We start from the raw sequence: 6,171 nt of genomic DNA, 5'->3' as shown, positions 1-6,171 counted from the left end.
TGACGAGAGCACCCCGCAGGCCAATCTGCCCGGTGAGAACACCAGCGGCAGCGTGATGCCCATGGTGATCGGCGGCGCAGTGGTTGCCATTGTGGTGATCGCGGCCATCGTGTTTGCCATCAACCGCCGTAAGAACGTTGACGGCGAGTGATTCCAGCAGTAAAATAAAACAGAGCCGGCTGTGAAGGCAAAACGCCTGTTCACAGCCGGCTTTTTATTTACCAGAAAGGGGGAGTGGTCTATGCCCACGCCCACAAAACAAACAAAACGAAAATTTGGCTTGCTGGATTTGGTACGTCTGCTTTTGGTTCTGGTGATTCTGTGTGCCCTGGGCGTGATTGCCTACCGCCTGTGGGACTACAAGACCGGTACGGACCGCTATAACCAGTTACAGCAGGAAGCAGTGCAGCCTGCGGAGACGACCCAGGAGGAGGGCTTTGTGCCGCTGGATATTGACTTCGATGCACTGCGCGAGGAAGGGCCGGATATCATCGGCTGGATCGATTTCGATTCGGTGGAGATTAGCTATCCCATTGTGTACAGCGGCGACAACAGCTACTATCTGCGCCGCCTGTGGGATGGCAGCTACAATCAGGCGGGGACATTGTTCCTGGAGGGCAATAACCAGGGGCTGGATGATCTGCACGCCATTGTGTACGGGCACAACATGCGTAATGGTACCATGTTTGCTCCTTTAAAAGAATATCTGGACCCGGAATTTTTTGCGGAGAACGGCGGCTGGTTTACCCTGTATACCCCGGAAGGGGCCTGGCGTTACCAGTTGTTTTCTATCCACGAAGCGGAGCCGGACGATCCGCTTTACACCGTAGGCTTCGTGGTGGGGGATGAATACACCGAGTTTTTGAAGACATTGCGGGAGGCGCGCCTGTACGATACCGGCGTGACGGTGTATTCCGATGACCATGTACTTACCCTGAGCACCTGCACCGATGACGGCAATGACCGGATTGTGGCACATGCCCGCCGGGCCGAAACGGTGGAGCTGCCCTGAGGGGAAGAAAATAAGGGAGTGTGAGGAGCAATGGCAATGCGTTTGACCCCGGACCAGCAGGCCATGCTGGACGGCGCAAAGGGGGAAACCCTGGCCAAGGTCATGAAGACCCTGGTGATGTATGGTGAGGCCTTCGGTGCGGAGGAAATGGTTCCGGTGACGGCGGAGAAGGGGCATCTGGTGACCAGCTTTGGTCTCTCCATGATGAAGCCGGTGTATGACCTGATGGACCAGCTGATTGAAGGCGGAGCGGTAAACGGGCAGAAGTTCAGCGTGGACCCCCGGCCGCTGGACCCCAATGTACCCACGAACCTGCTGCAGAAGCTGGTGTTCAAGTTCATGTATTCCAAGCAGGATGACTACGAGGCCCAGCTGCGGCAGCTGGGCCTTCTGGAGGACGACGCCTTCACCTGCACCTGTTATCTGCCCCAGGTAGGCAACGAGCCGAAGCAGGGCCAGGTGCTGAGCTGGGCGGAATCCAGCGCGGTGGTGTATGCCAACAGTGTGCTGGGCGCCCGCTGCAACCGGAATTCCGGTATTCTGGAGCTGTTCGGTTCCATCGCCGGGTGTGTGCCCAAGTTCGGCCTGCTCACCGACGAGGGCCGCAAGGCCAGCTGGGTGGTGCAGGTGAAGACCAGCCGCCGCCCGGAGGCACAGATTCTGGGCAGCGCCATCGGTATGAAGGTGATGGAGGATGTGCCCTACATCCAGGGTTTGGACCAGTGGCTGGGCGGTCAGTTGGACGATGCGGCCAAGGCCTATCTGAAGGATATGGGCGCGGCCAGTGCCAGCAACGGTGCGGTGGGCCTGTACCATGTGGAGGGCATCACCCCGGAGGCTTGCCAGCAGGGCAAGACACTCATCCGGCCGGACGCACAGGTCTATGTGATCGACGACGCGGAACTGGAGCGGGTACGGGCCAGCTATCCCTGCATCTGGAAGGACCCGAATGCAAAGCCGAAGCTCTGCTTTGTGGGCTGCCCCCATCTTTCGCTGGAGCAGCTGAACCAGTGGACCGGCGAATTGTGCGCGGCGCTGGAGCAGGCAGGACGCAAAACTGTTGCGGTGCCCACGGTATTCACCGCCGCGCCCGCGGTGGCCAAGGCATTTGCGAAAACACCCGCTGCCGACCGTCTGAAGGGGACGGGCGTGGTGCTTTCCTCCATCTGCCCGCTGATGTACATGAACAATCCGCTGTGCGGTAAGATGCCGGTGGCCACCAGCTCCAACAAGCTGCGTACCTATTCCTCGGCCCGCTACTACACCGATGCCGAGATGCTGCAGATCATGGTGAAAGGGGAGTGCTGAGATGAAACAGTTCAAGGGCCGCCCGGTGGTGCCGGGCAAGGCAAAGGCGGAGGCGCTGGTTTCTCACGGAGGCTTCAATACTCTGGCCAGCTTCCAGAAGAGCCTGATGTTCGGCGACAAGAACGCCACCTGTTCCGACCAGAATAACCCCGACCTGTACCAGAAGCCCATGGCGGGCAAGGCGCTGTGCCTGCCCATGACCATCGGCTCCACCACCGGCGGCATGGTTCTGTATACCGCCGCCTGTATGGGCCGTCAGCCCGCCTGTCTGCTGTTCAGCCAGCCCATCGACAGCTTGGCTGCGGCCGGAGCGATTCTGGCAGGTGTGTGGAGCGAGAACCCCATGCCCACCGTGGACAGCCTGGGCGAGGAGTTTCTGCAGGCAGTGAAGACCGGCGACTCCATCACCGTGGAGGAAGACGGCACCGTGACCGTGGGCTGAGCATCTGCCGCACACAGAAAGCAACAAAGAAAGACCGCCGGGTGGTTTGCAGGCACCCGGCGGTCTTTCTCTGCTTGAGAGCTGAAAAAGGAAGAATACATATGGTATTGGAAAATGTCGAATTTACAAATGGGAACGCTTTCGGCTGCTCCCGGGCCGTGTCAGGTCAACTGCGCACCCAATGCGCGGCAGGCAGCTTCGGCGGTTTCGTCCGGCGCATCGCAGCAGATTACGCCCTCGCCCACCAAAGCCGCGCCCGCATCGGCGCAACGGTCCTGCCAGGTGCGCATCCACTCGCCGTCGCCCCAGCCGTAGGAACCGAACAGACCAAGCTTTTTGCCGCTGAGGGAGGACTCACAGGCGGTGAACATGGGTTCAAATTCACCTTCCTCCAGCTGCTCCGCACCCATAGAGGGGCAGCCAAAGGCGACTGCGTCATATTCAGACAGCTGCTCGGGGCCAAACTCCGCGGCAGTGAGCAGAACAGCCTCGCCGCCTGCACTGCGCACACCCTCGGCCACCTGAGCGGCCATCTGTTCGGTATTGCCGGTACCGCTCCAATATACAACTGCAATTTTGCTCATCGTCATACACATCCTTTCGGAAAAATCAAACTGGTTCAGGCGGCCACAGTGAGCTGCAGCACGCTGCGCCCGCCGTTGAATAACCGCCAGTAAACGCCCCGGCATTTCTGATACTTGGCGAACAGCTTGGCGGTCTCACATTCGTTGCAGTAGACCTTCCAACAGCCGGAACATTTATAATGGGCACCGCCGTTTTCAATAAAGCCTTGTACGTCGCCCAGCGGATAGCTGAGAAACAGGCCAATCTCATGAGGAAAGCCCTCCTGGCTGCAAAGACGTTCGCTCAGCCGGGCCAAGGCCTCGTTCGGGGCCAGGCTTTGATAGCCGCACCCGGCCAGGAATTCTGCTACACCCGGCTTGCACAGATCTGCGGCCAGACGCAGCGGCCGGTACACATAGATCAGTGCACAGCCATTTTTGGCCCGAAGCAGCCGCAGGCAGACACCTTTGGATTCCAGCGCCCGGTGCCAGCCCAGCACCTGACCGGCTAGCTGTTCCTGGCTGCTGTAACGGCAGGAAAACAGATTGGCGGTTTTCAGGTTGGCCAGCGTGGGGGAACAGTGGTCAATGAGGTAACGGTCCAGCGGCATGGCAGGGGCTCCTTTCAACGGTTTGTTTTTTGTGGTTAGCTTCAACTAACTTGATTGCATTATAGCACGATAAACGGCCGCGCGCCTTCAAAATCTTGGACGGTTCTTTCAAAAAATCACACCGGCAGCAGTTGACATTGTGTGGGAGTTAGTTTATACTAATCACGGAGTTAGAATAGACTAACCAAAGGCGCGAAATACCTTTTTCATAATAAAGGAGAGAGAACCATGAACCGAGAATTGCTTCAGGCCATTTACGACCATCGGGATATCTGCACGGCGGTGGAGCGCCGTCAGGAGGAACGGGCGCTGGAGCTGTGGGAGGAAAAGGCCCGGCTGCTGAGTCAGGCGGAACCGGCCGAGCGCAGCGCCATGCTGGAGGCGCTGAGCCAGAGCCTGTACGACCATATTTTACGGGTACAGGGGGCGGCCCCGGTGGAGTTCCGACACACCAGCCGGGAGATGTACACCCGCACGCTGCCCCAGGCGGCGCTGGTGGGCCATGGGGCCGAGATGATCCGCCAGTACATCCGGCGCATGAATGAGGACGGCCGGCAGGATGATCACATCCGCATGGCCTGCTGCTACATCACCACCCACCTGAGCGAGCCCTTCACGCTGGAAACGGTGGCCAAGCATGTATTCGTGAGCAAGTGCTACCTGTGCCGGATGTTCCGCAGTCAGACCGGCCAGAGCTTTTCCCAGTATGTGACCGCTCAGCGGCTGGAGCGTGCCGAGCACCTGCTGCGCCACAGCGGTCTTTCCATCGACCGGATCGCTGAACAATGCGGCTTTGGCAGTGCGGCTTATTTTGCAACCACCTTCCGGCGGCGCAACGGCATGGCTCCCAGCGCCTGGCGGCGGCAGCTGCGGACCCAGCAGAAGGCGGGGTGAGCGGCATGGAGCTGGAACGCAAGCGGAAGAACGAACAGGAGATGGTGGAGAAGATGATCCGAATCTACTGCCGGGGAAAGCACAAAAGCAAAAAGGGCTGCCTGTGCCCGCAATGTCAGGCCCTTGCCGATTACGCCCGTGCCCGCACCCAGCGCTGCCCCCGCATGGCGGAAAAGACCTTTTGCAGCGCCTGCCCCCGCCCCTGCTATAAGCCTGAGCTGCGGGAGCAGATGAAGCAGGTGATGCGCTACGCAGGCCCTCGGATGCTGCTGCACGACCCGGTGGCGGCGGTGCGCCATCTGGTGCTGACCCGTTCGCTCTAATGCAGCATAGCGCCAATGGAATAAAACTGTACATTTAAAAATGTCTGTTATATAATAACAAATAAAAGAGTGCGGTTATAGTTGGTGGAGGGGTGAATTATGAAGAAATGGACGGCGTTAATTCTGGTATTTTTTGTGGGAATGTTTTTAGTTGCATGCGGTGGTTCATTGGAAACGGTTTCTAGTTACGATTCTTCGGAAGATACAGCATATTTTGCACCAACTGAAGAATTAGAACCTCCAGCAGAGGTTGATTCTCAAATTACAGAAACTTTAATGGAAGTGGGGTACACTGTAGATCAAGCAACTGAAATACAGAAAATTTTAAATACCGTCGGAGTAACCAGTATTGTTATAGATAACTATACTGGTGAAGCGCAAAGCGGATTGAATTCTGTTGTATGCTATCCCAATGGGTTAGAAGACGAGAATAGGCGATTCTATTTTACAACAGATGATGGCCAGTTGTTCTATGCAGGCTTTAGTGATGAAGATTTATATGATAGTGCGGCTGGCGGATTCTTGAAGAGCTATGAGGATGTATATGTTCCAGAAACGAAAGTAACCATTGATGTGTTTACAACTTTGCAGGGAATGGCGGATGAAGCGGTAAGAGGGTGTTTGAAATATCCTGATTCTGCACATTTTGATGAATTTTCTTGGAGTGTAGGGCGAAGTGACAATGTATATAAAATTTTAGGTAAGGTTAGTGCGGAAAATTCTTTTAGCGTATCGGATGAAGTTTATTTCGCGGTATGGTTTACAGAAGGCGAGGAAGGCTTTTCAATTGATGCGATAACGCTAGATGGTGTCCGTGTAAAATGATTATGATAAAAACGCCTCGATTCTTCGGAATCGGGGCGTTCAGCCTGTAGAAAAACCTGCTTTGGCAATCAGGCCAGAGCAGGTTTTCTGTTTGAAAACAAGAAGACAGGTGGAAAAAGCAATGAAATGTGGCGCATTTTCGCGCAATCTGGACCGTTTGCCACCATCCGGTGCCGGATGGCGGCCATTCCAT

The 6,171-nt window shown here is 56.5% G+C and carries 8 protein-coding genes; 6 read left to right on the top strand and 2 right to left on the bottom strand.

Translation table 11 applies throughout. The features are described from left to right. The first annotated feature begins 280 nt into the window (after positions 1-280). Genes PH256_RS15065 through PH256_RS15055 form a run of 3 tightly spaced genes read left to right on the top strand, consistent with a single transcriptional unit; the run spans position 281 to position 2,762 of the window. Entirely contained in the window at positions 281-1,012 is a 732-nt protein-coding gene (locus PH256_RS15065) for a class B sortase (RefSeq protein ID WP_270914812.1), read from the top strand. A 30-nt stretch (positions 1,013-1,042) separates the two neighbouring features. Continuing rightward, complete coding sequence (locus PH256_RS15060; RefSeq protein ID WP_333766448.1) at positions 1,043-2,320, top strand: aconitase X; 1,278 nt, start codon at positions 1,043-1,045, stop codon at positions 2,318-2,320. Position 2,321: 1 nt separating this feature from the next. Then, positions 2,322-2,762 carry an aconitase X swivel domain-containing protein gene (locus PH256_RS15055; protein WP_087183533.1) on the top strand — a complete coding sequence of 147 codons (441 nt, stop codon included), beginning with the start codon at positions 2,322-2,324 and terminating at the stop codon, positions 2,760-2,762. 161 nt (positions 2,763-2,923) lie between these two features. Here PH256_RS15055 and PH256_RS15050 read toward each other — a convergent pair whose 3' ends face one another. Together PH256_RS15050 and PH256_RS15045 are read right to left on the bottom strand one after the other, a co-directional pair. Next, positions 2,924-3,346, bottom strand: coding sequence for a flavodoxin (locus PH256_RS15050; protein WP_270914811.1), 423 nt, complete (start codon positions 3,344-3,346; stop codon positions 2,924-2,926). A gap of 35 nt (positions 3,347-3,381) precedes the next feature. Then, entirely contained in the window at positions 3,382-3,936 is a 555-nt protein-coding gene (locus PH256_RS15045) for a DUF3793 family protein (protein WP_270914810.1), read from the bottom strand. Between the two features lie 228 nt (positions 3,937-4,164). On the opposite strand from PH256_RS15045, the gene PH256_RS15040 reads away from it, so the two are divergent. The 3 genes from PH256_RS15040 (at position 4,165) to PH256_RS15030 (ending at position 5,978) form a co-directional block, all read left to right on the top strand. Further along, the gene (locus tag PH256_RS15040; RefSeq protein WP_270914809.1) at positions 4,165-4,830 is read left to right on the top strand and encodes a helix-turn-helix domain-containing protein; all 666 of its coding nucleotides are present in this window, start codon (positions 4,165-4,167) and stop codon (positions 4,828-4,830) included. 5 nt (positions 4,831-4,835) lie between these two features. Beyond that, entirely contained in the window at positions 4,836-5,153 is a 318-nt protein-coding gene (locus tag PH256_RS15035; protein WP_087294333.1) for a nitrous oxide-stimulated promoter family protein, read from the top strand. Positions 5,154-5,252: 99 nt separating this feature from the next. After that, entirely contained in the window at positions 5,253-5,978 is a 726-nt protein-coding gene (locus PH256_RS15030; protein WP_270914808.1) for a hypothetical protein, read from the top strand. The last annotated feature ends 193 nt before the right edge of the window (positions 5,979-6,171 follow it).

The sequence above is a fragment of the Allofournierella sp. CML151 genome (assembly GCF_027853465.1).
Classification (GTDB): domain Bacteria; phylum Bacillota; class Clostridia; order Oscillospirales; family Ruminococcaceae; genus Allofournierella.
This window is presented reverse-complemented; position numbering and strand designations above follow the sequence as displayed.